The organism is Pseudomonas sessilinigenes, from assembly GCF_003850565.1.
Taxonomy (GTDB): Bacteria; Pseudomonadota; Gammaproteobacteria; order Pseudomonadales; family Pseudomonadaceae; genus Aquipseudomonas; species Aquipseudomonas sessilinigenes.
Genome location: NZ_CP027706.1, coordinates 3,815,221 through 3,842,000, shown reverse-complemented (window position 1 = coordinate 3,842,000; position 26,780 = coordinate 3,815,221). Strand labels below are relative to the sequence as shown.

General features: G+C 65.5%; 19 protein-coding genes. 8 read left to right on the top strand and 11 right to left on the bottom strand.

Going from position 1 to position 26,780, the window contains the following annotated elements:
* Nucleotides 1–37: 37 nt before the first annotated feature.
* From C4K39_RS17685 to tagH, 11 genes are all read right to left on the bottom strand, one after another.
* Complete coding sequence (locus tag C4K39_RS17685) at nt 38–1,720, bottom strand: formylglycine-generating enzyme family protein (protein ID WP_225926611.1); 1,683 nt, start codon at nt 1,718–1,720, stop codon at nt 38–40.
* 22 nt (nt 1,721–1,742) lie between these two features.
* Nucleotides 1,743–2,945, bottom strand: a complete 1,203-nt coding sequence (locus tag C4K39_RS17680) for an ABC transporter permease (protein ID WP_068577644.1) — start codon at nt 2,943–2,945, stop codon at nt 1,743–1,745.
* Nucleotides 2,945–3,661, bottom strand: a complete 717-nt coding sequence (locus tag C4K39_RS17675; protein WP_068577643.1) for an ABC transporter ATP-binding protein — start codon at nt 3,659–3,661, stop codon at nt 2,945–2,947. The genes C4K39_RS17680 and C4K39_RS17675 overlap by 1 nt, the downstream gene beginning before the upstream one ends.
* A complete protein-coding gene (locus C4K39_RS17670; protein ID WP_124347092.1) occupies nt 3,661–6,747 on the bottom strand; it encodes a serine/threonine-protein kinase in 3,087 nt (1,028 codons plus the stop codon). Before C4K39_RS17670 ends, C4K39_RS17675 begins: the two co-directional genes overlap by 1 nt.
* 2 nt (nt 6,748–6,749) lie before the next feature.
* Complete coding sequence (locus C4K39_RS17665; RefSeq protein ID WP_068577639.1) at nt 6,750–7,484, bottom strand: PP2C family protein-serine/threonine phosphatase; 735 nt, start codon at nt 7,482–7,484, stop codon at nt 6,750–6,752.
* Nucleotides 7,485–8,141 carry a type VI secretion system-associated protein TagF gene (gene tagF / locus C4K39_RS17660; RefSeq protein ID WP_124347091.1) on the bottom strand — a complete coding sequence of 219 codons (657 nt, stop codon included), beginning with the start codon at nt 8,139–8,141 and terminating at the stop codon, nt 7,485–7,487.
* Nucleotides 8,138–11,641, bottom strand: coding sequence for a type VI secretion system membrane subunit TssM (gene tssM / locus C4K39_RS17655; RefSeq protein ID WP_068577636.1), 3,504 nt, complete (start codon nt 11,639–11,641; stop codon nt 8,138–8,140). Before tssM ends, tagF begins: the two co-directional genes overlap by 4 nt.
* On the bottom strand, nt 11,638–12,963 hold the full coding sequence (locus tag C4K39_RS17650) for a DotU family type VI secretion system protein (protein WP_068577635.1): 1,326 nt from the start codon (nt 12,961–12,963) through the stop codon (nt 11,638–11,640). Before C4K39_RS17650 ends, tssM begins: the two co-directional genes overlap by 4 nt.
* 6 nt (nt 12,964–12,969) lie before the next feature.
* A complete protein-coding gene (tssK, locus tag C4K39_RS17645; RefSeq protein WP_068577633.1) occupies nt 12,970–14,304 on the bottom strand; it encodes a type VI secretion system baseplate subunit TssK in 1,335 nt (444 codons plus the stop codon).
* 15 nt (nt 14,305–14,319) lie between these two features.
* Nucleotides 14,320–14,829: a type VI secretion system lipoprotein TssJ gene (tssJ, locus tag C4K39_RS17640; protein ID WP_124347090.1), complete on the bottom strand. Its 510-nt coding sequence runs from the start codon at nt 14,827–14,829 to the stop codon at nt 14,320–14,322.
* Between the two features lie 62 nt (nt 14,830–14,891).
* Entirely contained in the window at nt 14,892–16,400 is a 1,509-nt protein-coding gene (tagH, locus tag C4K39_RS17635) for a type VI secretion system-associated FHA domain protein TagH (RefSeq protein ID WP_124347089.1), read from the bottom strand.
* A gap of 392 nt (nt 16,401–16,792) precedes the next feature.
* On the opposite strand from tagH, the gene tssA reads away from it, so the two are divergent.
* The 8 genes from tssA to tssH all read left to right on the top strand — a co-directional run bounded on the left by tssA (nt 16,793) and on the right by tssH (nt 26,696).
* The gene (gene tssA, locus C4K39_RS17630; protein ID WP_124347088.1) at nt 16,793–17,812 is read left to right on the top strand and encodes a type VI secretion system protein TssA; all 1,020 of its coding nucleotides are present in this window, start codon (nt 16,793–16,795) and stop codon (nt 17,810–17,812) included.
* 81 nt (nt 17,813–17,893) lie between these two features.
* Nucleotides 17,894–18,409 carry a type VI secretion system contractile sheath small subunit gene (tssB, locus tag C4K39_RS17625; RefSeq protein ID WP_058436126.1) on the top strand — a complete coding sequence of 172 codons (516 nt, stop codon included), beginning with the start codon at nt 17,894–17,896 and terminating at the stop codon, nt 18,407–18,409.
* Nucleotides 18,410–18,424: 15 nt separating this feature from the next.
* On the top strand, nt 18,425–19,918 hold the full coding sequence (tssC, locus tag C4K39_RS17620) for a type VI secretion system contractile sheath large subunit (RefSeq protein WP_068577625.1): 1,494 nt from the start codon (nt 18,425–18,427) through the stop codon (nt 19,916–19,918).
* A gap of 84 nt (nt 19,919–20,002) precedes the next feature.
* Nucleotides 20,003–20,491, top strand: coding sequence for an Hcp family type VI secretion system effector (locus C4K39_RS17615; protein WP_022641870.1), 489 nt, complete (start codon nt 20,003–20,005; stop codon nt 20,489–20,491).
* Between the two features lie 149 nt (nt 20,492–20,640).
* The gene (tssE, locus tag C4K39_RS17610) at nt 20,641–21,156 is read left to right on the top strand and encodes a type VI secretion system baseplate subunit TssE (RefSeq protein ID WP_124347087.1); all 516 of its coding nucleotides are present in this window, start codon (nt 20,641–20,643) and stop codon (nt 21,154–21,156) included.
* Nucleotides 21,153–23,012 (top strand): type VI secretion system baseplate subunit TssF, encoded by a 1,860-nt coding sequence (tssF, locus tag C4K39_RS17605; protein WP_068577617.1) that lies wholly within the window; start codon nt 21,153–21,155, stop codon nt 23,010–23,012. The genes tssE and tssF overlap by 4 nt, the downstream gene beginning before the upstream one ends.
* A complete protein-coding gene (gene tssG, locus C4K39_RS17600) occupies nt 22,976–24,028 on the top strand; it encodes a type VI secretion system baseplate subunit TssG (RefSeq protein WP_068577614.1) in 1,053 nt (350 codons plus the stop codon). Before tssF ends, tssG begins: the two co-directional genes overlap by 37 nt.
* Nucleotides 24,021–26,696, top strand: coding sequence for a type VI secretion system ATPase TssH (tssH, locus tag C4K39_RS17595; RefSeq protein ID WP_068577613.1), 2,676 nt, complete (start codon nt 24,021–24,023; stop codon nt 26,694–26,696). The genes tssG and tssH overlap by 8 nt, the downstream gene beginning before the upstream one ends.
* Nucleotides 26,697–26,780: the final 84 nt, after the last annotated feature.

Sequence of the window (26,780 nt, the reverse complement as noted above, 5' to 3'; positions counted from 1 at the left end):
CGGTCGAGATCCTCCAGGCTCGACAGACAACGGCCGGTCATGACTTCTGACCGGTCGATGCGAGCAGTTCCTTCAAAATCGTCGCCGGGTCGGCTCGCCGTTTCTGGCGATAGTCCCCGACATGGCGAACGAATAACGTAGCGCGCGTCACCAGGCTCTTGCCGAGCACCGGCTTGCGATTGAGCTCTTCCTTGATCCGTTGAAATTGCGCCTGGATCACCGCGTCGGTGTAACGGGTGCCCGTGGCCAGGTTGTCGATGTAGATCGCCACCGCCCCGTCCAGAGCACTGCGGCCATTGTCGATGGCTTCGGCGAACAGCTTGGCGCTGGGTTCATCCTTGGCATCGAGGGCCTGCTGCTGGCTCTTCTTCAGGTTGGTCAGACGAATGTTGTAGTTGTTGATCGTCTCGGCCACCAGTGCCGAGGACTGAATCAGGTTGCCCGCCGCTTCCTCGCGTTGCTGGGCAATCAGCGACACGTTGCGCTTGAGCTCCTCGTTGACCAGCCCCAGCTCCGCCTGCAGCCGTGGATCGACACTGGCGGCGATGATGCTGTCCAGGCGCTTGGTCGGGTCCTGGGCGTCATCGATGGCATCGGTCAGGGACGCCAGGCGCCCTTCCTTCTGCCACTGGGCGAACAGTTCCTTGTAGCGCGACCGAGGCGCCGACAAGGCACCGATGGCCACCCGGAAACCCGTGGTCTCGTTGCTTTGCTCGGTGCCATCGGCGGCGAACAGCGGGTATTCGCGGCGCATGCCGGTGAACAGCGTGCCCTCGCCTTCCAGGTAGTTGCCGCCCTTGACCACGAAACCGCCGTAGGTGCCCTGGCGCCGCCCGGCATGCACCAACTGGAAGGACTCCTGGACCATCTCGGCGGCGTTGCCAATCACATCGAACAAACCAATGGGGTTAGGCAGCTTGGTACCGATCGGCATCAGTCGCGCCGCCTGGCCAGTGCCTCCGGCGACCTGGTTGAACACCGCCCAGTCGGCCAGCGGGCCGTCGCTTTCACTGCCCTCCACGCGCCGTGGGAACAGCCGGCCCTCCAACTCCTGGCGGCTCACCGCCTGGCCACCACGGGCCGCGTATTCCCACTCCACTTCGGTGGGCAGGCGAACAAAGCCCAGGCCGCCATCCTCGGCGGAGCCGCCACGCCCACTGACCGGCAGCAGGTCGCGGTGATTCTTCATCAGCCAGGCGCTGTAGACCGCCGCGAAACGCTCGGCCTCGAAACGCGACAGCTTGACCTTGGGCAGCCGCCCCTGCATGCCATCCGGCGCCTCGCAGGCCGGCGCCGGTTCGCCGCTGGCCAGGGACTGGGCCTGGGCCATGATCTGGGCGTACTGGCGGGCCGTGACTTCATACTTGCCAATGAAATACATCATCGGCTTGAGCGGTACCCCGGCGCCGGTCTTGGGCAACAGCGGGCCAATGGTCTTGGCCCAGCCGCCCGGCAAGTCCTTGAGGGTGAACTGGCCATTGATGTAGTCCCGGCGATAGCCGGAAATGAACGACTGCTGGTACCCGCTCTCGCCTTCGGCGAAGGGATAGCCCAGATTGATCTCACGGTCGTCCAGGGTGCCCTGGGCCAGCACATAGACGTAGCGAAACAGCATCTCGCCGTCACAGGGCAACGGCAGGCTGACATCGCCCGCCAGGGGCTTGGGGTTGTCCATCTTATTAACGGGCTCTTCGGCCCACACGGCCCCCGCCAGGGTCATGGCCAGCACGGTGCTGATCAACTTATACATCGCGAATTCCTTCACAAGCTTCAATGCGCGACACCCGCCAACCGCCCAGCGCAGCGGCCAGGCTACTGACGCCCAGCGTCGCCAACAGGGCCAGCCCGTAATGGGCCGGCAGCAGGTGGCTGGCATACTCGCCCGGCACCTGCATGAACAGATGATTCAGCCCGGCTTGGGCCAGGCCATACAGCACGCCACTCAACACAGCGGCAAGACTCGCGCTGTAGAGGGCCTGGAACACCACGAACAGCAGCAGCGCCGCGGTGGAAAAACCCAATAGGCGCAATACCGACAACTCCCGGCGCTTGCGCTCCACCGCCGCCAGGGCGCCAGCGAAGATCGCCGCAAAGGCCCCGGCCAGGGCCAACGCGGCGATGATCCAGAACACGATCGACAAGTTGCGGCTCAAGGACTGCACCTGGGCGATGGTCTGGGCCTGGGTCGACACCAGCAGGCCGCGCTCGGCGAAATACCGGCGCAGCGGCTCGACATCGTCGAGGCTGCGCGCATACAGGCGAAACGCCGGGTACACCCGCTGCCCGGCCTGCGTCGGGGCCCCGCCGGCCCAGCCCATGGCCAGCACCGCACGACCGTCGCGGTAATCCTCGGCGGCCTCCAATAACTCCAGGGGCGCCAGCAGGGCATCACGGGCAAAGGCCTCCAGGGGCAGCACGCCCTCGACCTGGACCCGGGTCCGCTGCACCTCGCTGCGCCCGGCCACCTGGCGGCCGAAACTGGCCTGCAGCCAGTCTCCCGGTCGGACCCCGAGCTTCTCCGCGGCGGTGCGGCTGAGCACCACCCCGTTCATGCCCTGCAATGCCGGCAACGGCCCCAGCAAGGGGTCGGTAGGCGCGGTAGGCAGCATTTCCACGGTCAGGCCAACATCCCCCTCGCCTCGCGCCAGCTCTGCCGTGGCGGCGATCTGCCGGGTCCTGGGCAAGGCGAACGCCACGTCCGGGCGCTGGCGCAGTTCGGCAATGAACGCGGCACTGAAGCGCCCGCCGCCCAGGGGAATGATCTCGCGCACCGCCGGGTCTTTTTCCAAGCGCTCGGTGAGGCTGCTGACCAGGCCGAACTTGAGCCCGAACAGCACCAGCAACGGAGCGATCACCGCCACCAGGGCCAGTACTGAGCAGGCCGAAAGCCAGGTATCGGCCCGATAGTCCTGCCAGGCCAGCGCCGCTGTGAGGGCCGCACGCATCAGCAAGCCTCCCCGAGGGTCGCGGTGACGCCACCATCGGCATCGCGCTGGCAGGCAATCCGCCGGACCTGCAAGCCATTGGCCCGGGCCAGGGGTTCATCGTGGGTGGCGACCACGCAGCACAGCTGCTGGTCCCGCGCCTGCTGCACCAGTAGCTGCATCACTCGCTGGGCGTTCAAGGGGTCCAAGGCCGCCGTCGGTTCGTCCGCCAACAGCACCTGCGGGCCATGGGCCAGGGCCCGGGCACAACTGACCCGCTGGCGCTGGCCCACCGACAAGTCGGCGGGTTTCTTGTGCAGTTGGTCGACGATCTCCAAGCGTTCGGCCAGGCGCCGGGGAATGCCCTCATCGGCCAGCCCGAGCATCTTGCGCGGCAAGCCGATGTTGCCCCGTACATCGAGGAAGCCCAGCAGGCCGCCGGTCTGCAGTACATACCCCAGGTGCCGGCTGCGCAGCTCGGCCAGGGCGCTGTGCCCAGCCTGCCGCCAGACCTGGGCAATATCGATGGCAGCGTCGAGCGGTGCGAATTCGAAGCACCTGGACGAATCCGGGGCCAACACCAGCGCCAGCAAATCGAGCAACGTGCTCTTGCCGCACCCGCTGGGGCCCACCACCGCCAGTTGATCGCCTGCGCGCAATTGCAGCCTGGGGATCACCAGGCTGTAGCGTTGGCGGCCTTCGCCGCGGCTCTTGCGCACATCCGAAAGGTTCAGCATCAGGGCAACGTCGACAAGGGAACGCGGTACAGGGCATCACCCGGCTCGGCATCGCCGAAGCGTACCCAGTTGGCCAGGTCGTTGTGGAAGGTCTCGTAGAGACGGATCTTCGAATCCAGCTCATCGATGAAGTCTTCCTGCTCGGCCACGCTCAGTGACAACCACAGGTCCTGGGTCATGTTCAGCGACTTGCTGCGGTACGGCAGGCCTTCGAGGTATTCCCCCAGCACGCCGCCATCGGCGAGATTGCCGCCCTTGCGCAAGGCCGAGGGGTCGCGGCTCATGTAGGCACTGGCGCTGGCGATTTCCTGGAAGAAATCCTTGGGCGAGGTCTGGGTCTTGCGCGCCGCATCGACGATCAGCTTCAGCGACTGCTGCAGGTCGTTGAGCTGCAGCTTGGTCAGCATCACGCAGACCTGGAACGCTGGCAGCGCCGGGTTGGTCAGGTCGCGGTCGGCGGTCCAGGCGCTGACCAGTTGCGGCGCCTGGCTGGCGGATTTGTGTCCAAGGAAGTCCATGTGCATGGCATAGCCGATGGCCGCGGACTTCTGGGCAAGGCTCGGGCTTGCGGCCAGCATCGGAACCGCTTGTTGCTGATTGCTGCGCACCTGATGCACCAGGTCGGCGAACACTGTGCCGATCTCGTCGACCCGCTCGCCGAACTTGCCCACATCGCCACCGGGCACCGGGATATACAGGTCGCCGATCTTCGGGTTGGCATCGGCGGTCAGCACCCGGTACTGGGTCTCGGCCTGGGCGTGGTTCTTCTTCCCGGCGTCGGTCCGCAGGTGCAAGGCATAGATCTTGATCTGCTTGCCGAGGGCCGCCTGGCGCACCTCGGCCTCATTCATCTGGGTCCGGCTATAGGGATCGTTCTTGCGCAAGGCGCCGGCATCGCTGACCAGCAGGATCAGGCGACCGCCATAGCCCTTCCAGTCCATGCCCTCCACCGCCTGCATGACTCCGGCGAAGGCGTCTTCGTTGAACGAATGGCTGGACACATTGGTGGCCTTGACCTGGCTTACCAACTGCTGGAAACGCTGCGGATCGCGCCCCTGGTCCAGGCTCACCAGGGTCTTGGTGACGTACTCCAATCCCGGCGTCTTGCTGGTGTTGTTGCGAAACCCCACCAGGCCGAAGCTGACGCTGTCCAACTCGCCGCGCGCGGCCAGCTTGCTCTGCAGCTCATGCACCACATCGCGGACCCGGTCGATATAGGGCTGCATCGATACCGAGGTGTCCACCACCAGCACCACGGCCGTGCGGAAAGCATCACCGGCGGCTGGCGCGGTATTCACCGGCAGGCTCTTGCCAGTGCTGTCGCTGATGCTCTGTGGGGTGCTGCCCGGATCGATGGAAGCGATATTGAGCAACTGCACCGGCTGGCCGTTTTCGTCGAAGCTCTCCTTGGAGTCGAAGATCGGCAGCAGGTAGAACTGGTCCTGGGGCACGGCGCTGGCATTGGGTTCCAGGGCCAGCACTTGCTGGTCGTCCTGGGGATTCTTCTGCGCGTTGAGCAGCAGGTTCTTGGCTGCCGCAGGATCGGCCAGCAGGCGCTCCAACTGGCTGGCCTGGCGCACGAACATCACTGGCGCCCGCCCCGAGCGCTCAGTGAACTTGAGTACCAGGCTCTGCTTCCAGTCGCTGACCTGGTCCTCTGGCAGCCAGCCGGCGCTACGACCATCGCTGGCCGCGCCCAGGCGCAGCCACGGGCGCCCGCCAACCTGCTTGCGCTGGTACACATACAGCACCGAGAACGCCGGCACCGCCGGGCCTGGCGCCGCCCCGGGCTCGCTGGAAAAGCTCGCTCCAGGCTTGCTCAGCACTCGCTGGAACAGGGTTTTCTTGCCCGGCATCAACAACGGCCGCTGGCCGCCATCGACATCGCTCGCCACAGGCTGGCTAACCGGTGGCGCCACGCTGGGCGTGCTCCCGCTACCGGAGGTCGGGGTCGGAGTCGCGGTCTTGGGCGCTGGCTGCGGGCTGTCCCCGGACAACCACCAGTAGCCACCGCCAGCCACGGCCAGGGCTACTGCCACGGCCACGCCGGCCAGGGCCAGCACCGGGCCACGCCGCTGGCCGGTCGGCTCGGCGCCCTGGGGCGGCAGGCTGGAGACGCGCTGCGGTGGCACCACAGGTTCCGGACGCGGCTCCTGGCGCGGGGCCGGTTGCGGGGCCTGCTGGGGAATCTCGATGGAGACCGGGGTCAGCCCGGCCAGGTCCTTGCCCACGGGCACTTCCAGGGGCGGCAAGGGCAACGGCTGGATCAGCGTCGCCTCGACCTCCGGGGCCGCCGCCGGCAGGTTGTCCAGGGCCGCCAGCAAGGCTGCGGCATCCGGGTAGCGCTCCGCCGGGTCCTTGGCCAGGAGCTTACCCAGGATGTGCTGGTAGCGGCCGTGGTGCACCGGTAGCTCCGGCAACGGCTCGGTGAGGTGGGCCAGGGCCGTGGACAAGGCATCGGTGCCGTTGTACGGCAGCTTGCCGACAAGGATTTCATACAGCACCACGCCCAGGGCATAGAGGTCGGCGCGGCCGTCGATGTCCTGTCCACGAGCCTGCTCGGGGCTCATGTAGCTTGGGGTGCCGACAGCGAAGCCGGCCTGGGTGAACTGTGTGCGATCGTCCAGGGACTTGGCGATGCCGAAGTCCGAGAGCACCGCCGTGCCATCGGCGCGGAACAGGATGTTGGCCGGCTTGACGTCACGGTGCACCAACCCCTGGGCATGGGCATAGCCCAGGGCCGAGGCGATCTGGCGGATATAGGTCAGGCCCTGCTCCGGGGTCAGCCCGGCAGCGATGCGTTCCTTGAGCGTGCCGTTGGGCAGGTACTCCATGGCCATGTAGTAGAGCTCGCCGACATTGCCGATGTCGTGGATGGTCACGGTGTGCGGGTGGGACAGGCGCGCCAGGGTCTTGCCCTCGCGCAGGAAGCGCTCGCAAAAGCTCGGGTCGGCCGCCAGGGAGGCGGCCATGACCTTGAGCGCCACCTTGCGCTCCAGGGAGCGCTGGGTCGCCAGGTACACGCTGGCCATGGCACCTTCGCCAATCTCGCCCTGGATATCAAAGCCGGGAATCAGAATGTCCATGGTCAGTGTCCTGCGGCCTTGATCACGATGGCGGTGATGTTGTCCGGCGCGCCCCGGGTCAGGCCCAGGTGGATCAGGCTGCGCACCACATCGTTGGGCTCGTTGTGACTGAGCACGTCGCGCAGTTCGAAGTCCTCGGCGGTCTTGTTCAGGCCGTCGCTGCACAACAGGAAGGTATCACCGGCCTGTACCTGCAGGTCGACCTGGGACAGCTCCAGCTGGGCCTCGACGCCAATGGCCCGGGTGACGATGTTGGCACGCGGGTGGACCCGAGCCTCGGCCTCGCTGAGCAAGCCGCTGTCCTGCAGGTCCTGGACGTAGCTGTGGTCCCGGGAAATGCTCTCCAGCTGTTCATCGCGCAACCGGTACAAGCGGCTGTCGCCAGCCCACAGGCACACCGCCTGGTCGCCGCGTACCGCCAGCAGGACCACGGTACTGCCCATCATGGTCACGCCACGGTTGGCCGTTTCCTCGCGCACGGCGGCGTTGACCGCCGCCAGGCCGTTGCGCAGCGCGGCAGCGTATTGCTCCAGGTTGTCGCCGGCCGGCACCGCCCGCAGGCTATCGACGATCAGGCTGCTGACGTAATCCCCGGCGGCGTGCCCGCCCATGCCGTCCGCCACCAGCCAGAGGCCGGTCTCCGGAGCTTCCAGCCAGGCGTCTTCATTGATTTTCCGCACCATGCCGACATGGCTGTAGCTGGCGGATTGGTAGGACAGTTGTGGCGCTGAACGCATTTAGACGGCACCCTCTTGCCCGAGCAGAAATTGCGCAAAATCATTGGCCGGTGGCAGGCCCTGGCAACGCAGCAGCATCGGGCTGATGTACTGCGAGCCGCGCCCCCACCAGACACTCGATCCATCCAGGGCCTGGGCGGCCAGTACCGTCCCCCGGGCCTGCGGATCATTGACATAGAACCGTTGCAGGCCGGCGAAATGACTGCCCTCGGCACGCGCTGTCGCCAGCGGCGCCCCCAGGCCCTGCAAGCCTTCTTCCAGGGCCTCGAAGCTGGCGCCCTCGTCGAGGGTTGCCAGCAACAGCTCCTCCACCTGTTCGAACCACTGGTCCGGGCCGCTCACCAGCGAGGCCAGGTCTTCGCCGGGCTCCAGCAGCGCGGCGACCGTCAGGGGGAAATACCGCCCGACCCGATCGATGCTCGGCATTACCACCCCGACCGCCGCCTGGGGTCCGCACAGGCCTGGAGCCAGGGCGAAACGCCACAGGGGGCTGACCAGATAGGCATTCAACCAGTGCTCGCCCATGGCGTTCTGGCTGGCCAGCAGCCCCGCCGCCAGCCAGCTGTCCCAGGGCGCGATGAAACTCTGTGGCAAGCCACGGCTGACAAAGTCGCCACGGCTGGCCAGCTTGCCGTACAGGCCAGGCATCGTCGTCATAGCCGCTCCGGCAGGCTGAAGCCGCTGAGCACTCGGCTCTTGAACGGGTTGAAGGCGCTGCTGGCGCGCAACTCGTAGGAGATGCTCGCGCCATCCACCCGCAGCCGCAGGTTGAAACGGTCCGGTGAATTGGTGGCGGTCAGGTCCGATTGCTCCAGCAGGCGGAACCAGGCCCAGGGACCGTCCAGGGTGATGCCCGAACGCCCGCTGGCCGACGGCGGCATGATCGACAGGCGCACCACACCAATGCTTCCCGGGTTGGGCCACTGCATCGCTACCGGACGGCTGGGGCCATGGTCGTAGCTCAGTTGCTGGCCATCCAGGTCAAGCAGGAACTGGCTGATATTGGCGTCCATCTCCACTGGCTTGAGTTCGAAGCGCACAGCCGGCTGGGTGCCGCCGCTGGAGCGGAAGAACGCATCGCGGATGTTCGAAGCCCGCTGGAAGGTCTGCAACACGCCGGGGGAGATTCCCAGTTTCTGTGCCGCGCCCGGCTGCCAGCTCCAGGTCGTCGTGGAGGTGTTGACGTAGGGCTGCAGGTACTTGCGAAAGTAGCTGTCCATCACTCCGCCGGTGCCGAAGAACTGACCGAAGTCTTCCAGGGTCGCATCCCGGGAGCTGCCCGGCGACATCGGGTAGCGCCCGCTCAGGGACTGGCGATAGACGTTCACCACCTCGCTGACCCAGGCCGCGTTCAGTTGGTTGCGCACCCCGCCCATCATGGTGTTGGTGGTAGAACCGACCACCGACTTGACCAACCCCTGGACCATCGGCGGCTGGCGCGCAGCGGTCAGGCTGACCCGGGCCGCGGCGGCGCTGGCCTGGTTCTTGGCTTCGCCCAGCAGCGCATCGCCGCTGGCGCCGACCATGGCGCTGACCTGCACGTACAGGGCGTTCATGTCCGCCAGCAGACCATCGATGGCCGCCGGCTCACCCTCGCCCTTGCTCACCAGGCTGATCAGGTCGGCGAAGTGCAGGCTCACCGGGTCTTCGCTGGCCACGGCCGCCGGACCCGCTGCCTGCTCCTGGCCCAAGAGCGAACCCAGGCGCTGCTTGAGCTGGTCGACCCCGCCCTCGACCTTCTGGCCCTGGGCTGCCAGCAGGCGTTCCTCCTGTTGCAGGTCGGTTTCCTTGGACACCGCCACCAACAGTTTCTTCAACGGCGAAGTGGGGCCGGAGATGATCCGCAGTACATCGGCGGCCTGGGCCACGCTGGTGATCGGCACGAAGTCGATGTCCGCCAGCAGCGCGTCCCACTGGCGCAGGTAATCCTGGAAGTACAGGCGGCGCACATCGGCGGCCAGGCTGGCGACGTTCTGTTGCTCGGCCTGGTCGCGACCCAGCACCCACTGCTCCTCGGCCAGGGTTCCGGCCTGGTTGACGCTAGCCAGCAGGAAGCCCTCGCGGTAGCCCTTGGCGGTGAACAGCCCGCTCAGCGGCTCGCTCAATGGCTTGCCGCTCTTGCGGGTGAACACCAGCGCCGCATCACGGCCACCGGCTTCGCTCAGGCGAAAGTCCGGCACGCCGGCCGGCAGCTTGGCGCGCTTGACCCGATCGTAGACCCGCTGGGCCACTGGCAGCTGTTGCAACTGGCGGCGCAGGTCCTCGATCAGGCGCTGATCCAGTCGCGCATTGGGCGGATGCTTCTCGAACAGCGCCTGCAAGTGGCCGGTCAGGGCCAGGCGCTGGTCGGGCGGCAGCTCCCGGGACAGGGTCTGGTCCCAGTCCAGGGTGATCCAGGCCTTGATGAAGTCCGCGTCGTAATGCTCGCTGTCCGCCAGCATCAGGTAGGCCTTGAGGCCCTCGTAGAGAAAGTCCGAATTACCACCGCTGTGCAGTTGCTCTTCGATGCGGGTCATCAGCCGTGGAGCGAATACCGCCACCAGCAACTTGCGATAGACACTGGCGGACTCGGCCTCGAGCATGTCGCCCTGGTACAGGCCAAGGCCTTCGGCCCAACCCGGGGCATCGCCGGCCAGGTTGCGGGTCGCGTTGAGCAGCGGCAGCACCGCCAGCACATCGCGCTGGGCCGGGCTGAGGTTCTGCACATTCTGGCGCACCGGCGCTACGCGCTGGTCGACCTGGGCGATATAGGCCTGGTTGGCCCGATAGCTGACGATCCACAGGGTACCGACCACCAGCACCAGGGCCACGCTGGCCGCCAGGGCGCCACGGGCGATCCACTTGCGCCGACGCTCGACCTTGGGATTGACCCCCACCAGCCCGCGCTCGGCGAAAGCCACGGCGCTGAACAACTTCTCGATGAAGTAGCTGCGGCCAGTGCCGGTCTGGCGCGCCAGGTGCTGGCGGTCCAGGTTCATGCTCTGGGCCATGGCGCCGATCAGGCGGTCGATGGGGCTGCCTTCCTGGGTACCGCTGGTGAAGTACACCCCGCGCAGCAGCACCCGCTCCTCGAAGGCATTGGGCTTGAACACGCCTTCGAGGAAGCCCTGCAAGGACTCCTTGAGCGCCGCGAACTGCTGCGCGAACCCGTAGATCAGGTCGCGCCGCGCCGGGTCGCGCTCCTGTTGCAAGCGCTCCACCAGGCGTTCGTTGAGGCGCTGCTCCAGGGCCGCCAGCTCTGCCGGCAGGTGCGCCAGGGGGCTGTCGCTGCCCTTGCCATCGTCCAGGGCAAAGGTCATGCCCCAGACCTGGGCTCGCTCTTCCTTGCTCAGGGAGTCGAAGAACTCCATGAAGCCTGGCACCAGGTCCAACTTGGTCAGCATCAGGTAGATCGGGAAACGCACGCCCAGCTGGGTATACAGCTCCTGGATGCGCAGGCGGATCGCCGCGGCGTGGGCCGCCCGCTCCGCTTCGCTGCCCAACAGCAAGTCGGACAGGCTGATGGCCACGAAGGCACCATCGATGGGGCGGCGCGAGCGCTGGGTCTTGAGCAGGTCGAGAAAGCCCAGCCAGGCCGCCTTGTCCACATTCGCATGGCTGTCCTGGGTGGTGTAGCGGCCCGCAGTGTCCAGCAGCACGGCCTGGTCGGTGAACCACCAGTCGCAATTGCGAGTACCGCCGACACCACGCACGGCGCCTGCACCCAATTGTGCCGCCAGCGGAAAGTGCAGGCCGGAGTTGACCAGCGCAGTGGTCTTGCCCGAGCCGGGCGGACCGATGATCACGTACCACGGCAGTTCGTAGAGGTTGCGCCTCTCGTCACCGCCGAGCTTGGCCTTCTTCAGCAGCACCAGGGCCTCGTCCATGCGCTGGCGCAGGGCCGCCAGCTCCTCGGCGGTGGCCAGGCTGTCCGGGTCCGGCGGGGTGTCGGCCGCCAGGCTCTGCAAGACCTTGGCCGCATGCCGGCGGGCCTGGATGATGCGAAACACCCGGTAGGCGATCCACACCGCGAAAATGAAAATGATCAGGGCCCAGCGCCGGCCTTCCGGCACCAGGAACTCCAGCAGCGGCCCGACGAACCAGATGATCAGGCTCAGGGCGATCAGCCCCAGCAGCGGGATCACCCAGCGAATCACAAAACTGAAAAACGCCTTCACTCGACCCCCTCCGCCAATACGCTGATTTCTACCCGACGATTACGCGCCCGCCCTTCGGCGGTGGCATTGGTTGCCAACGGCTCGGTATCGCTGCGGCCTTCGGCGCTGAACCGCGCCGGCTGCCCGGTCTTCGCCGCCAGGATCTCCAGCACCGACTCGGCACGGGCCTGGGACAGCTTCCAGTTGGACGGAAAGCGCAAAGTGGCGATCGGCCTGTTGTCGCTGTGGCCGGTGATCCGCACCTGGCCCTTGACCTTGCGCACGGCATCGGCGATGCGCAGCATCAGCGGCTGATAGTCGTCGCGGATGCTGGCGCTGGCCGAAGCGAACAGTTCATCGCCGCGGATCGTCACCACCGAGCGGTCGACGGCGTCTTCCACCGCCACTTTCCCGGCACGGATATCGTCGGCCAGGAACCCGGCCAGGCGTGGACGCTCCACCACCTTGGGCTGGATCACCGGGCGATCCAGGGTCTGTACCGGAATCTCGCCCAGGGCATGGATGTTCTTGAACACCGGCTCGGCATCCGCCGCCAGCTTCAGGCGCAGGCCGAACAACAGGGCCAGCAGCAACGCCACGGCGATGGCGATACCGACCCAGGGCGGCATGAACTGGGCCAGGCGATCCCGGGCCACGGTGACGCCGCGCCAATGAGGCGACAGTTCGCGCTCGTGTTCGCCACGGGCGCTGCGAATGGTCGCGGCGGTACGCTCGCGCAGGGCCTCCAACTGGCTGCGACCGTCGATCATCACCCGGTAGCGGCCTTCGAAACCCAGGCACATGCACAGGTACAAAAGCTCCAGCAGGTACAGGCGTTCGCGCGGGCTTTGCAGGCAGTGCTCCAGCAGCTGGAAGACCTTCTCGCCACCCCAGGCCTCGTTGTGCACGGTAATCAGCAGGCTCTGCTTGCCCCAATCGCTGGTGCTGCCCCAGGGCGTGCTCAGTACCGCCTCGTCCAGGGCGGTACACAGCGCATAGCGGGCCAACAGCACATCGTTACGCGGTACTCCGGCCGCCTCGGCACGCTCTTCGAACTGGCGCAGGTAGGCCAGCAATTGCGCTCGCAAGCTGGCCGGAGCCGGATGCGCCAGGGTGCTGCGCAGGCGAGTGAGCAGCGCCAGCAGCGGGCCGGCTGCGCTTTCCAGGGGGTTCAGACCCTGTGCCTGGCCCGAGGCCAATGGTGCCGCCGGCATCGCCAGGGACGGTGGCGGTGGCGCCGCCGGGCGATTGGGCTCGGGCGCGCGACCACCAGGGCGCGGCATGAACTGGGTACGGTCGTTGGCCGGGGACGGCTGCCCTGCCGAATCGTCGAACGGATGCATCGCGACTTATCCTCGAATGGCCCAGAAGGCCAGGTTCAACCCCGGGAATTCCCCAGCGACGTGAAAGGCGAAGCCACCGGAATGAGCCAGTTGTTTCCAGTGTTCGCTACCACGGTCGAGTTCGTAGTAGGTGGAGCCCGCGTGGTACGGCAGTTGGCGCGGTGCCACCGGCAGTGGCAACAGGCCGATGCCCGGCAGTTGCAGGTTGACCAGGTCGCGGATGTGCTCCACCGAGCCCACCTTGCTCTGCTGGGCAAAGCGCCCGCGCAGGGTCTCGCCGGGCACGTCGGCGCGCACCACCAGAATGAAGCTGGCGTTTTCCAGCAAGGTCCGGTCGGCCAGCATCGCCACATGGACGCCGTAGGCCTTCTCGACGATCGGGATCGGCGTGGCCTTGCTGTCGATCAGCATCGACAGGGCCTCGCGCAGCGCCTGCATGACCGGGGCGTAGCTCAGGGCCAGCTCGTCGTGCTGGTACTGCGGGAAATCCAAGGGGCGTCGGCTGCTGTTGGAAAAGGTCGAGAACTCGCCAGCCAGGCTCACCAACTCGCTATACAAGCGCTCCGGGTGCAGCGGGCTGATCTGGTTCAGGTGACTGATCAGCGGCTGCGCACGATTGACCAATTGCAGCAGCATGAAATCGGCGATTTCCGAAGCGCCGCCCGCCCCCGAGGCCACCACGCGCCCGGCCAGGGCTTCGCCCCGCTGGTGCAACAGCCCCAGCAGCTCGCTGCGAAAGGCGCTCAACGGCTTGGAAGCTGCGACATCCAGCAACGGCGGGATGTAGCTGTCATCGAGCACCAGGGCACGATCGGCACGCTTCTCCTTGACCCGCACCACACCGATGGCGGCGTAGTCGCTCAGGCCATCCTGGGCCGTAAGCAGGCGCAGGGCCCGGGAGCCAACGGCCACCGGCGCACGGTTTTCAAAGGGGGCATTATCGTCGCGCACCTCACGGACCTGGCTCAGGTAACGCGCGCCCCCCAGCTCCTCGCCCTCGTCCACGGTATCCCGGGCCCCGGCGCGCTTGAGCGGCAGGGCCAGGTACACCAGGCCATCGCGCAGTTTGTCGTCGATGCTCAATGGGCTGGGCGCCAGGTCGTCATGGGGAATATTGAACGGCGTACCGTCGGGCAACAGGCCGCGAGCACTGATGATGGCCAGCTTGCCCTGGGCCAGCAGGCCCTGGTCGATGCGCAGTTCGGAGAAACCCCAGGCGCCGGCCGACAGCGGGCGGCTGCGAGCGTCGATTAGGTTTTCCAGGTAACGGTCGTGCTGCTGGAAGTGCTGGGTTCCAATGAACATGCCTTCCGACCAGACCACTCGATTGTTCCAGGACATGGTTGCTCCGATTGCCTATTGGGCGGGGCTGGATGGGGACGCCGCGAGTTCGGCGCTGACCGCGCGAAGATCGAGGCTGATCTGATATGCGTTGTTCAGGCGCGGCGCAGTGTTGACGCTGACCCGCCACAGGGCCCGGTCGATCTCGCGAAAGCCCACCAGCAGGCCGACCTGGCGAGTGGCCGGGTCCAGGGTGCGCTTGAGGGTGAACTGGTCGCCCGGCTGCACCAGCACTTCGTCCTGGTCGATCAGGTCGGGACCCAGGGTGGCCGAGGCCCGCTCGGCCAGGGCGAAGTAGTCGGCGCGCATGAAGGCAGCCGGATTCTTCAATTCGAAGATCCGTACCCGCACAGGCGTACTACTGCCATCAGGGCTGGGATTGAGCCCGGGGTTGGCCTGGAAGTGCAGCTCCACCGAAGTGGCGCCGGGCCCATCCTTGGCCGGCTCGGCGGCTGGCGGTGGGGTGTCCTTGGCACAAGCCGCCAGTACCAGCATGGCGACCAATGTCAGCAATCGTTGAATCATCCTGCGTCCTCAATGACGTATCAGCTGTCCGTGTATCCGTGTGTAGGGCTTCCAGGCCGCGCTCAGGAGCGGCGCAACCGATGGGTATGTTCTTCGTAGGCGCGGCTGAACTCGCGGCCGAAGAGGTCCTGGAAATCATCCTGGGCCTCACTGGAAATCTGCTTGTAGAGCGCGGTGAACTGCTGCCAGTTCTGGGCCTGGCGCGAGCCACTGAACAGGTTGCCCAAGCCACCGGGCTTGCTCATGCGCGCTTCCAGTTCGCTGGGTTCGAAACGTCCGAGCAGGTGCTTGATGGCCGCCTCCACCCCTGCCATGACCGCCAGCTGGTGGGCTCGCAAGTCGTCGAAACTGTCCTGAACCGCCTGGTCCGGGGCCATGAACGCCTGGTTGCTGTGGCGCAGCAGCAGGAGCATCGCTTCGTCGACATTGGGAGCGAACTTCAGCGGGTTGTTCTCTACCGGGCGGATCATCGTCTGCTGCATGCGGAACTCGCCCTTGAGGCTGCTGCGCGCACGCAGTACGTCGATCAACCCTTCGACCATCAGGCGGTAGCTGCGACCCAGGCTTTCCATCTGGGCCTGGGCCTGCTGCGGATCGATGCGCAACTGCTCAAGCCCGGCCCCACGCAGGAACGCCTGCAACAAATCGACGGACGGCGCTACCACGGGCTCTGCGACCGGCATCGGCGCCACCGGGGCGACAGGCGCTACCGGGGCAACGGGTGGCACTGGCTCTGGCGCAACAGCCACTTGCGGTTGCGGTTGCGGTTGCGGTTGCGGTTGCGGTTGCGGTTGCGGTTGCGGGGGTTGTGCGTCGAAGTCGCCAATACCGGCAAACGGCGCCACGACCGGCGGCGCCATTGGTGCAGTTTCAGGCTGCGGCGCAGGCCGGGCCGGCGTCTCGGCGAACAGATCCCAGTCTTCCGGGATCATCGAGCCGCCCAGGGGCGCTGTTGGCTGCGGCTGCACCTGGGGCACTGGCTGGGGCACAGCGGTCGGGGTCGGCGGGCGAAAGTCATGCTGTTCGGCAGGAACATGATCGGGCTGCGTAGCCGGAGGCGTGGCACTCGGCGCCAGGAAATCGAACAGGTCGGGAAAGGTGTCCTGGGCCGAGGCCCCCTGGAAGTGCGCCACCGGCGCCAGGGAGATCGGCTCGACAGGGGTCGGCGCCGCCGCTTGGCGCCCCATCAGCGCTTCGAAACTGTTGGCGTTGTCCCCGGAGAAGGCTTGCTCTTGAGCGCGATTGAGACCGAAGTCTATCCGTGCACTGATCTCGTAATCGCCAATACGAATAATCTCGCCGTCTTCCAGAAGCTCGCTGTTACCCCGACGCATACGAATACCGGCATGGACTAACTCCACACCATTAGTACTGTTATCGGTCAAATAATAGCGGCCATCCTTGTATTGGATGACGCAATGTCGCGCCGAGACTAAGCGCTCGGGATCAGGAAGTACCCAGTCATTATCGGAACTACGGCCAATTGCCATCATTCCCTGATCCATTAGTTTCTCAGGGCATTGACCAGGGGTAATCTTGTGATAACTAGTGATAGTCAAACACAGCGACATCGCGCCTCCTTGCTGTACTTCCGCGTGCGAACCGGCGGCGGGGAAAAAGTTCCATGAAAAGATGAAAAGCCCGCAAAAAATCCCTTAAACAGCGCCGTTCACAGCATGTTCGCTCAACTTAAACTACACAGATGACAAAAGCCTTTCTCCCCACCGTGATCTGACTCGCCGGTCAAGGAGCTAATAAGGCGACATAACACTGTCATGCAGGGCGAATAGCTTACCTTGACAAGCCACAACTACTACACCAAAAATGCACAACTTCTTGAACACGGATGATGGCTCACTAGTATCAGCGAGTCTATATAAACCAAGAAATGTGCGCGAGTTCACAATTAACTAGCGCATTAACTGCCTGACTGTCCTGCAGGCTGATAGGGAGATCAAACCAGGTGGATGTACCGATGTTGCTCGCCGCCATTTCAGCAACTTCGCCCTGCGGCGAAGATCTGGAATATGACGCGGATTTCTTGCATTTGGAGCGGGCCGCACAAGGCCAGCCCGAGCGCAGCATGGGCGACTCGATCCTCCCGGCCGAGCCGCCGGAGTGGCGCAGCATCCAGCAGCAGAGCCTGGACTTGCTGGCACGCAGCAAAGACCTGCGCATCACCCATTTCCTGGTGCAGAGCACCCTGGCCCTCGAAGGCCTTCCGGGCCTGGCCACCAGCCTCGAGCTGATCAACGGCCTGCTCCGGGACTACTGGGCAGACCTGCATCCACACCTGGATGCCGACGACGACAACGACCCCACCGTACGTATCAACGCCCTGGCCGGCCTGGCATCCGACACCACCGTCGGCCTGCTGCGCGAGGCGATCCTCACGCGCTCCCGGACCTTCGGCCCGGTCAGCGTGCGGGCGGCACTCAATGCCGCCGGCTTGCAGCACTTCTCTGGCGAAAGCCTGGGTTCCGACCACTTGGCCGGCGCCCTGCAGGACAGCGACCCCGTGCACCTGGACGCCATTCGCACTGCCTTGAGCAACGCTCGCTCGGCAGCCGAATCCATCGAAAAGCAGGTCAGCGAACAAGTCGGTTCCGCCAGTGGCGTGGACCTCAGCGCTCTCAAGCAGCCACTGCGCCTGGCCCTTCAGGTGCTGGGCCAGCACGCGCCCCAAGGTGCGCAAGACCCCGTCGAAGAAACGAGCGAGGCTCCGGCCCTGGAGGGCTCCAGTGCCCCGGCGGCAGTGGCCCAGCCTCGGGTTTCCGGGGAGATCAACAGCCGTGACGACGTGCTGCGCAGCCTCGACCGCCTGCTGGCCTACTACAGCCGCCACGAGCCTTCGAGTCCGCTACCGGTATTGCTCAACCGAGCCAAGAACCTGGTCAACGCCGACTTCGCGGCCATCGTGCGCAATCTGATCCCCGACGGCATGTCCCAATTTGAAAACCTGCGCGGCCCCGAATCCGACTAACCCCGGGCGGACCGAGCAGTAACGTCAACGGCAATCACCGACCGACGCCAATACCGTCGCAGCAGCGACCAGGAGCACAACGTGGCGAAGCAAAGTTCTCAGAAGTTCATCGCGCGCAACCGCGCGCCCCGGGTACAGATCGAATACGACGTCGAACTCTACGGCGCCGAGAAAAAGGTCCAGCTGCCTTTCGTCATGGGCGTCATGGCCGACCTGGCCGGCAAGCCTGCCGAGCCCCTGGCCCCGGTGGCCGATCGCAAGTTCCTGGAAATCGATGTCGACAACTTCGACTCGCGCCTCAAGGCCATGCAGCCACGGGTGGCGTTCCACGTACCCAACGAGCTGACCGGTGAAGGCAACCTGAGCCTGGACATCACCTTCGAGAGCATGGACGACTTCAGCCCGGCGGCAGTGGCGCGCAAGGTCGATTCGCTGAACCAGCTGCTGGAAGCCCGTACCCAGCTGGCCAACCTGCTGACCTACATGGACGGCAAGACCGGTGCCGAAGAAATCATCATGAAAGCCATCAAGGATCCGGCGTTGCTCCAGGCCCTGGCGAGCGCGCCAAAGCCTGTGGACTCCGAGCCGAACGCTTAATCAGGACCAACGATCATGACCGAATTGATGCGTGACAATCAGGCCCAACCCGGCGCCACCGAACAGGCCAGCGAATTTGCCTCGCTGCTGCTGCAAGAATTCAAGCCCAAGACCGAGCGCGCCCGCGAAGCCGTGGAAACCGCGGTCCGCACCCTGGCCGAACAAGCCCTGGCGCAGACCGACCTGGTGTCCAACGACGCGATCAAGTCGATCGAATCGATCATCGCCGCCATCGACGCCAAGCTCACCGCCCAGGTCAACCAGGTGATCCATCACCCGGAATTCCAGCAGCTGGAAAGCGCCTGGCGCGGCCTGCACTACCTGGTGAACAACACCGAGACCGACGAGCAACTGAAGATCCGCGTGCTCAACATCTCCAAGCCGGAGCTGCACAAGACCCTGAAGAAATTCAAGGGCACGGCCTGGGACCAGAGCCCGATGTTCAAGAAGATGTACGAAGAGGAATACGGCCAGTTCGGCGGCGAGCCTTATGGCTGCCTGGTGGGCGACTACTACTTCGACCAGTCGCCACCGGATGTCGAGCTCCTGGGCGAGCTGTCCAAGGTCTGCGCGGCCATGCACTCTCCGTTCATCTCCGCTGCTTCGCCGACGGTGATGGGCATGGGCTCGTGGCAGGAACTGTCCAACCCACGGGACCTGACCAAGATCTTCACCACCCCGGAATACGCCGGCTGGCGCTCCCTGCGTGAATCGGAAGACTCGCGCTATATCGGCCTGACCATGCCGCGTTTCCTGGCGCGCCTGCCCTACGGTGCCAAGACCGATCCGGTGGAGGCCTTCGCCTTCGAAGAGAACACCGACGGCGCCGACAGCTCCAAGTACACCTGGGCCAACGCGGCCTACGCCATGGCGGTGAACATCAACCGCTCATTCAAGCACTTCGGCTGGTGCTCGCGGATCCGCGGCGTGGAGTCCGGTGGCGAGGTGGAGAACCTGCCGGCGCACACCTTCCCCACCGACGACGGTGGCGTGGACATGAAGTGCCCGACCGAGATCGCCATCTCCGACCGTCGCGAGGCGGAACTGGCCAAGAACGGCTTCATGCCACTGCTACACAAGAAGAACACCGACTTCGCGGCCTTCATCGGCGCCCAGTCGCTGCAGAAGCCGGCCGAATACGACGACCCGGACGCCACCGCCAACGCCAACCTGGCTGCGCGCCTGCCGTACCTGTTCGCCACCTGCCGCTTCGCCCATTACCTGAAGTGCATCGTGCGCGACAAGATCGGCTCCTTCAAAGAGAAGGACGAGATGCAGCGCTGGTTGCAGGACTGGATCCTCAACTACGTCGATGGCGACCCGGCGCACTCCACCGAAACCACCAAGGCCCAGCATCCTCTGGCCGCGGCGGAAGTGGTGGTCGAGGAAGTCGAAGGCAACCCTGGCTACTACAACTCCAAGTTCTTCCTGCGCCCGCACTACCAGCTCGAAGGACTGACCGTTTCGCTGCGCCTGGTATCCAAGCTGCCATCGGCAAAAGGCGCCTGACCCAACCTGTAGCCACCGCCCGCTCCGCGGCGGTGGCCACAAAGCTGAACAAACATCGTGGCAAGTGCCACACAGGGAGAAAACATGGCTGTTGATATTTTCATCAAGATCGGTGACATCAAGGGCGAGTCCATGGACAAAGCCCACAAGGACGAGATCGACGTGCTGAACTGGAGCTGGGGCATGTCCCAGTCCGGCAACATGCACGTAGGCGGTGGCGGCGGCGCGGGCAAGGTCAACATCCAGGACCTGTCGCTGACCAAGTACGTCGACAAGGCTTCGCCGAACCTGATGATGCACTGCTCCAGCGGCAAGCACATCGACAAGGTGCGCCTGACCGTGCGCAAGGCCGGTGGTGAAAGCCAGGTCGAGTACATGATCATCGACCTGGAAGAAGTGCTGATCACTTCCCTGAGCACCGGTGGTTCGGGCAGCGACGATCGCCTGACCGAGAACATCACCCTGAACTTCGCCCAGGTGGCGGTCGAGTACCAACCGCAGAAAGCCGACGGCACCAAGGACGGCGGCCCGATCAAGTACGGCTGGAACATCCGCTCGAACACCAAGCGCTGATCCATTGCGGTCGCGCCGCAGGCAATCCAAGGCCCGGGCAACGTCCCGGGTCTCGTCGCCTGCGGCAGCGGCTACAGGTTTGTGCGTTTTGAGGTTGTATCCATTTTCCTGACGTCCTGCCTGCGCAATCCGATCCTGGAGCGAACCCTTTGGTAACCGACATCGCCGCCCGCGATCGCTTGCAACCTTCCCTGCTGGATCGTCTGACCGACGACGAACCCGGCAACCTGAAAGAAAGCCCGGACAAGCGCGTGCTGTCCCTGAGCCAGCTCAAGGCCTCGGTCCTGCGCGACCTCGCCTGGCTGCTCAATACCACCTCATTGCTGGAAGCCGATGCCACCCTGCACACCCCCGCCGGTACTTCGGTGGTCAACTACGGCCTGCCGGCCCTGGCCGGGTACAGCGCTTCGAGCATCGACATCCCGGCCCTGGAGGCTCTGATCCACCAGGCCATCGCTACTTTCGAACCACGAATCCTGCGCAGCACCCTGCGGGTACGCGCGCGTACCGCGCCCGGCGAAATGAACCACAACGCCCTGAGCTTCGAGATCGAAGGCGACCTGTGGGCCCAGCCGATGCCCCTGCGCCTGCTGCTGCAAACCGACATGGACCTGGAGTCCGGGCATGTCCGGGTGGTCCAGGGTGACTCCCGGAGGCGCCCATGAACCCGCGCCTGCTGGATCTGTACAACCAGGAACTGCACCACGTGCGCGAGAGCGCCGCGGAGTTCGCCAAGGAATACCCGAAGATCGCCAGCCGCCTGACCCTGTCGGGCATGGACTGTGCCGACCCCTATGTCGAGCGCCTGCTGGAAGGCTTCGCCTACCTGGCGGCCCGGGTGCAGCTCAAGCTCGACGCCGAGTACCCGACCTTCACCCATAACCTGTTGGAAATCGCCTACCCGCACTACCTGGCACCGACTCCCTCGATGACCGTGGTGCAATTGCAGGCCGATCCCGATGAAGGCAGCCTGGGCAGCGGCTTCACCCTGGAGCGCGGCACCAGCCTGCGCGCCGCCCTGGGTCGCGATACCCAGACCTGCTGCGAGTACCGCACCGCCCACCCGGTGACCTTGTGGCCACTGCAAGTGACCCAGGCCGAGTATTTCGGCAACCCGACGGCGGTGCTCGGGCGCCTGGCCGCCAGCGAGCCCAAGGCCAAGGCCGGGCTGCGCCTGACCCTGCGCACCGGCGCCGAGCTGCCATTTTGCAGCCTGGCCCTGGACGAACTGCCGCTGTACCTGAACGGCAACGACGAGCTGCCGTTTCGCCTGTACGAACAACTGCTGGGCAACGCTTGCGCGATCTTCGCCCGGGCCCCGGGTGGCGACTGGGTCGAGCGCCTGCCCCAGGACGCCCTGCGTTCGCGCGGTTTCGACGATCGCGATGCGGCGCTGCCCGTGGTGCCCCAGGCGTTCCAGGGCTACCGCCTGCTGCAGGAATACTTCGCCCTGCCCAACCGCTTCCTGTTCGTCGAATTCGCCCAACTGGGCCGCGCCGTCCAGCGCTGTGCCGGCCAGGAGCTGGAGCTGATCGTGCTGTTCGAACGCTTCGAACAGAGCCTGGAAGGCAGCGTCGGCAGCAGCCAGTTCGTGCCCTTCTGCACCCCGGCCATCAACCTGTTCCCCAAGCGCCTGGACCGCATCCACCTGTCCGACCGGGTCAACGAGCACCATGTGATCGCCGACCGCACCCGGCCAATGGACTATGAAGTGCACTCGCTGAGCACCCTCAGCGGCCACGGCACCGGGCCGGAGCAGCCATTCCTGCCGTTCTATGCCGTGCGCGACCCGTCACGCTATGGCCGCGACCAGGCCTACTACATCCTGCGTCGCGAGCCCCGGGTACTGTCCAGTGACCAGCGGCGCAATGGCCCGCGCTCGACCTACATCGGCAGCGAATCCTTCGTCAGCCTGGTAGACAGCCAGCAGGCGCCCTATCGCCATGACCTGCGCCAGCTTGGGGTCAGTGCCCTGTGTACCAACCGCGACCTGCCGCTGTTCATGAACGCGGGCAGCGGCAAGACCGACTTCACCCTGGCCGACAGCGCCCCGGTGCAGGCCATCCGCTGCCTGGCCGGGCCAAGCCGGCCACGCGCCAGCCACGCCCATGACGGCAAGGCCTGGCGCCTGATCAGCCAGCTGTCGCTGAACTACCTGTCACTGAGCGAACAGGGCCAGGGCGCGGCGGCCTTGCGCGAACTGCTGCGCTTGTATGGCGACACCAACGATGCGGCCCTGCAGCTGCAGATCGAAGGCTTGCGCGAGGTCAGCAGCAAGGCGGTGACCCGGCGCCTGCCGATGCCCGGGCCGATCGTCTTCGGACGGGGCCTGGAGATCACCCTGGAGTTCGATGAAAACGCGTTTCGCGGCACCGGGGTGTTCCTGCTCGGGGCCGTATTCGAGCGCTTCCTGGCACGCTACGTGTCGATCAACAGTTTTACCGAGACGGTGATCCGTACCACCGAACGCGGCGAGATCATGCGATGGAAAGCCAAGCCCGGACGTCGTCCGACTCTTTGAATACGCTGGCGGCGATGCACGCCGAGCCCTGGGAGTACGACTTCTTCCAGGCCCTGCGGCGTATCGAATGCCTGTCGCCGCAACTGCCGCGCTTCGGTCACTCCCTGCGCCTGGCGGACGATCCGCTGCGCCTGGGCCAACAGGCCGATTGCACCTTCGCCCCAGCCACCCTGGCTTCGGTCACCCCCGGCAACGACGGGGCCAGCACCCGCCTGGAGCAGTTCTTCTTCGGCCTGGGCGGCCCCAACGGGCCGATGCCACTGCACCTCACCGAATATGTACGCGAGCGCCAGCGCAACAACGCCGACAGCACCAGCAAACGCTTTCTGGACGTGTTCCACCATCGCCTGCTGAGCCTGTTCTATCGCGCCTGGGCCGAAGCCCGGCCAACGGTCAGCCACGATCGCCCGGACGACGACTACTGGTCGGCGCGCCTGGCCGCCCTGAGCGGCCGGGGCATGCCCAGCCTGCTCAAGCAGGGGTTGATCGCCGACACCGCCAAACTGCATTACAGCGGCCACCTCTCGGCGCAGACCCGCTACCCCGACGGCCTGCGGGCGATCATCGGCGAGTATTTCGGCCTGCCAGTGGCCATCGAGGAATACGTCGGCCAGTGGCTGGAGCTGCCCGAACGCAGCCGGCTCGGAGTCCAGGCCCACCAGCTGGGAGTGGACTTCTGCCTGGGCAGCCATGTCTGGGATCGCCAGCACAAATTCCGCATCCGCCTCGGCCCGCTGAAGCTGGACGACTACCTGGGGATGCTCCCCGACGGCCAGCAGTTCAAGGAACTGGTGGCCTGGGTCGCCGAATACCTGGGCCACGAACTGGACTGGGACCTGAACCTGGTCCTGCGCAAGGACGAAGTACCCAAACTGCAACTCAATGGCCGCCAGCGCCTGGGTTTCAACACCTGGCTCGGCCGTCCCGGCAGCGATGCCAAGGATCTCATTCTGGCCCGGCACTACGCCGATCAGGCCACTACCTCACAAACACCAAGGAGCACAGAGCATGGGTGAAATCAGTCGCGCGGCGCTGTTCGGCAAACTCAACAGCGTTGCCTACAAAGCCATCGAAGCCGCCACGGTCTTCTGCAAGTTGCGGGGCAACCCCTATGTGGAACTGGCCCACTGGTTCCACCAGTTGCTGCAGCTGCAGGACTCGGACCTGCATCGCATCATCCGCCAGTTCAACCTGGAGCCGGCACGCCTGGCCAAGGACCTGACCGAGGCCCTGGACCGCCTGCCCCGGGGCTCGACTTCGATCACCGACCTGTCGTCCCACGTCGAGGAAGCGGTGGAGCGCGGCTGGGTCTACGGCAGCCTGATGTTCGGCGAAAGCCAGGTACGCACCGGCTACCTGGTGATCGGCATCCTCAAGACCCCAAGCCTGCGCCATGCGTTGCTGGGGCTGTCCAAGGAGTTCGACAAGATCAAGGTCGAGACCCTGGCCGAGCGCTTCGACGAATACATCGGCGACTCGCCGGAAAACGCCCTGGCCGCCAGCGATGGCTTCAATGCCGGCGCGGTACCCGGCGAAGCCAGCGGCGCCATGGCCCCCAGCGCCCTGGGCAAGCAGGAAGCCCTCAAGCGCTTCACCGTGGACCTGACCGAACAGGCCCGCAGCGGCAAGCTCGACCCCATCGTCGGCCGTGACGAAGAGATCCGCCAGCTGGTGGACATCCTCATGCGCCGCCGGCAGAACAACCCGATCCTCACCGGCGAGGCCGGGGTGGGCAAGACCGCCGTGGTCGAAGGTTTCGCCCTGCGCATCGTCGCCGGCGACGTGCCACCGGCGCTCAAGGACGTCGAACTGCGTAGCCTCGACGTCGGCCTGCTGCAGGCCGGTGCCAGCATGAAGGGCGAGTTCGAACAGCGCCTGCGCCAGGTCATCGAGGATGTCCAGGCCTCGCCCAAGCCGATCATCCTGTTCATCGACGAAGCCCACACCCTGGTCGGCGCCGGTGGCGCCGCCGGCACCGGCGACGCGGCCAACCTGCTCAAGCCGGCCCTGGCCCGCGGCACCCTGCGCACCGTGGCCGCCACCACCTGGGCCGAGTACAAGAAGCACATCGAGAAGGACCCGGCCCTGACCCGGCGCTTCCAGGTGGTGCAAGTGGCCGAGCCCTCGGAAGACAAGGCGCTGCTGATGATGCGCGGCGTGGCCTCGACCATGGAACAGCACCACCAGGTGCAGATCCTCGACGAAGCCCTGGAGGCAGCGGTCAAGCTGTCCCATCGCTACATCCCGGCGCGCCAGCTGCCGGACAAGTCGGTGAGCCTGCTGGACACCGCCTGCGCCCGGGTCGCCATCAGCCTGCATGCCGTGCCGGCCGAGGTGGACGACAGCCGCCGGCGTATCGAGGCCCTGGAAACCGAATTGCAGATCATTGCCCGGGAACAGGCGATCGGCGTCGCCATCGGCCAGCGCCAGGTCAACAGCGAGAACCTGCTGGCGGCCGAGCGCGAGCGCCTGGCCGAGCTGGAAAGCCGCTGGAACGAAGAAAAGACCCTGGTGGACGAGCTGCTGGCCACCCGTGCCCAACTGCGCGAGAACGTCGGCCTGGTGGACAGCGACGTGGGCGATGAAAGTCACGGCCTGCGCGAGAAGCTGGTGGACCTGCAACAACGCCTGAGCGCCCTGCAGGGCGAGAACCCGCTGATCCTGCCAACCGTGGACTACCAGGCCGTGGCTTCGGTGGTGGCCGACTGGACCGGGATCCCGGTGGGCCGCATGGCTCGCAACGAGCTGGAGACCGTGCTCAACCTCGACCAGCACCTGAAGAAGCGCATCATCGGCCAGGACCATGCCCTGCAGATGATCGCCAAGCGCATCCAGACTTCCCGCGCGGGGCTGGACAACCCCAACAAGCCGATCGGCGTGTTCATGCTGGCCGGCACCTCCGGGGTGGGCAAGACCGAGACTGCCCTGGCCCTGGCCGAGGCCATGTACGGCGGTGAGCAGAACGTCATCACCATCAACATGAGCGAGTTCCAGGAAGCCCACACCGTCTCCACCCTCAAGGGCGCCCCGCCCGGCTACGTCGGCTACGGCGAAGGCGGCGTGCTGACCGAGGCCGTGCGGCGCAAGCCCTACAGCGTGGTGCTGCTGGATGAAGTGGAAAAGGCCCACTCGGACGTGCACGAGATGTTCTTCCAGGTATTCGACAAGGGCGTCATGGAAGACGGCGAAGGCCGCATGATCGACTTCAAGAACACCCTGATCCTGCTCACCACCAACGCCGGTACCGAGCTGATCGCCGATGTCTGCAAGAACCCGCAGGACGTGCCGGAGCCGGAAGAGATCGCCAAGGCCCTGCGCCAGCCGCTGCTGGAGATCTTCCCGCCGGCGCTGCTGGGCCGCCTGGTGACCATCCCCTACTACCCGCTGAGCGACGAGATGCTCAAGGCCATCACCCGCTTGCAACTGGGCCGGATCAAGAAGCGCGTGGAAAGCACCCACAAGGTGCCATTCGATTTCGACGATGCCGTCATCGACCTGATCGTCTCGCGTTGCACCGAGACCGAAAGCGGTGGCCGCATGATCGACGCCATTCTGACCAACAGCCTGCTGCCGGACATGAGCCGCGAGTTCCTCACGCGCATGCTCGAAGGCAAGGCCCTGGCCGGAGTGCGCATCAGCCAGCGGGACAACGAACTGCACTACGACTTCAGCGAGCCAAACTAAGAGTCAGCGGCAAGCGGCAAGCTCCAGGCTTGTAGCTAGCAACTTGCAGCTTGCCGCTGCTTTCCCCCTTCAACGAGACTGACG